The organism is Rubneribacter badeniensis (assembly GCF_002899695.1).
Lineage (GTDB): Bacteria > Actinomycetota > Coriobacteriia > Coriobacteriales > Eggerthellaceae > Rubneribacter > Rubneribacter badeniensis.
Map to the genome: position 1 here is coordinate 1 of NZ_PPEL01000159.1, position 1,604 is coordinate 1,604.

Below are 1,604 nucleotides of genomic sequence, written 5' to 3' on the forward strand. Positions count from 1 at the left end.
CTCGGCCGCCTCGGTCAGGCTGAACCCCGCCGCGACGGCCTCCACGGCGAGCTCCCTGGTCTCCAACGGGTACATGCGGACTCCAATCCGGACACCGGAGTGTCCAACTTTTTGTCCGCACCCCCTCCGGGGTATAAAATTGGCGCGTTTTTGTCCGGCCATCTGCGGCCGTTCGCGGCTGTTTGGAAGCGCGCCCAATTGTGGAGGAAACATGGGGGGGGGGGGGCATCAAAGAAGGTTTCCGGAAGTTGTCGGAACGGTAAAGCCCTAGTATCATAGCAAGCGCGCTTTTTTCAGCCAGCTTTTCCGCAATGTTGGACCGCCGTCTTGGAGGGGCTTTCCGACATGAAGGCGGGATCGGGAAAACACGACTGAAACTTGATTCCATCGCTTCGCGAGAATCCCAATTAATGGGTTTCCGCGTAAGCGTTGGCAGCGCCAGCTTCCTGCGAGGAGGCCGACAGGGCGGGGCGAACCCGCCAGCTTCGGGTTCCTCGCAGGAAGCTGCATGCGTCCGCAAGGGCGCGACCTTTCGACATACCTTGATGCGCGAAATCGATGCCACGTGTGCGTTTCGTCAGCTTCTTGGGAATGAATAGCCGTCGCGGAACCTCGACGCTTGCTTGTGCCCGTTGATCGGGCAAAGGCGAAGCCATGGTTTTCGCGCGGACGCTTTGGAAAGCGACCGGAAGATCGGGCGAGGAGGCCTGTGTGTGGTACGTGGTCCAGGTGATGGCCGGACGGGAGTTCGCCGTGCAACGGCTCATCGAGCGCATGGCCGGCGACGGGGTGCTCAGCGAGTGCTTCGTGCCGTGCTACGAGGTGCAGAAGCACATTCGCGGCGCGTGGCGCACCTGCACGTCCGTGCTGTTCCCCGGCTACTTGATCGTGGTGACCGACAACGCGTCCGACCTGCAAGCAGCGCTTCGGCGCGTTCCCGCGTTCGCGAAAGTGCTGGGCAGCGACGGCAAGTTCATTCCCTTGGAGCCGCGCGAGGTGGCGTGGATCGACGCCTTCACCGAGAAGGGGCATCGCGTCATCGGCGTGTCGGAGGGCGTGGTGGAGGGCGACCAGGTTGTCATCCTGAAGGGTCCGCTGATGGGGCACGCGGGATGGATCAGGAAGATCGACCGCCGCAAGCGGACGGCGTATCTGGAGATGGAGATGTTCGGCCGCACGATCAGAACCAAGCTGGGACTGGGCATCGTGCGGAAGCAGTAGGGAAAGAGCGGCCCGCTAGGGCGAACGCGATGAGCATAAGTGAAAACGAAATAGCGTTGGAAGACGTTCCCGGCAGGGTGCAGGAGCCGTCTTGCTTCGAGGGCCCGAGCGTCCCCGACGCGGGCGGCTGGGCCGCCATGGCCGAGCGGCTGCACCCCGGCGCCTCGGCGAGGCCGCCGCTGTCGCGCGTCCCGAGCAGGTCCTACGCCCACGTCAAGCGCGTCCTCGACGTGGCGCTCTCGCTGGCGGCGATCGTCGCCCTCTCCCCGGTGCTCCTGGCCTGCGCCGTGGCCGTGAAGGCGACGAGCCCGGGGCCGGTGCTGTTCCGCCAGGAGCGCTGGGGCAGGGCCGGCTCGCGCTTCGAGTGCCTGAAGTTCCGCACG

At 64.8% G+C, this 1,604-nt stretch carries 2 protein-coding genes; both read left to right on the plus strand.

The window, feature by feature from the left end; all coding sequences use genetic code 11:
• The first annotated feature begins 711 nt into the window (after positions 1 to 711).
• Complete coding sequence (gene loaP / locus C2L80_RS13430; RefSeq protein WP_087196036.1) at positions 712 to 1,221, plus strand: antiterminator LoaP; 510 nt, start codon at positions 712 to 714, stop codon at positions 1,219 to 1,221.
• Positions 1,222 to 1,250: 29 nt separating this feature from the next.
• Positions 1,251 to 1,604: sugar transferase (locus C2L80_RS14205; RefSeq protein ID WP_239939032.1), on the plus strand; the 354-nt coding region annotated here is incomplete at its 3' end.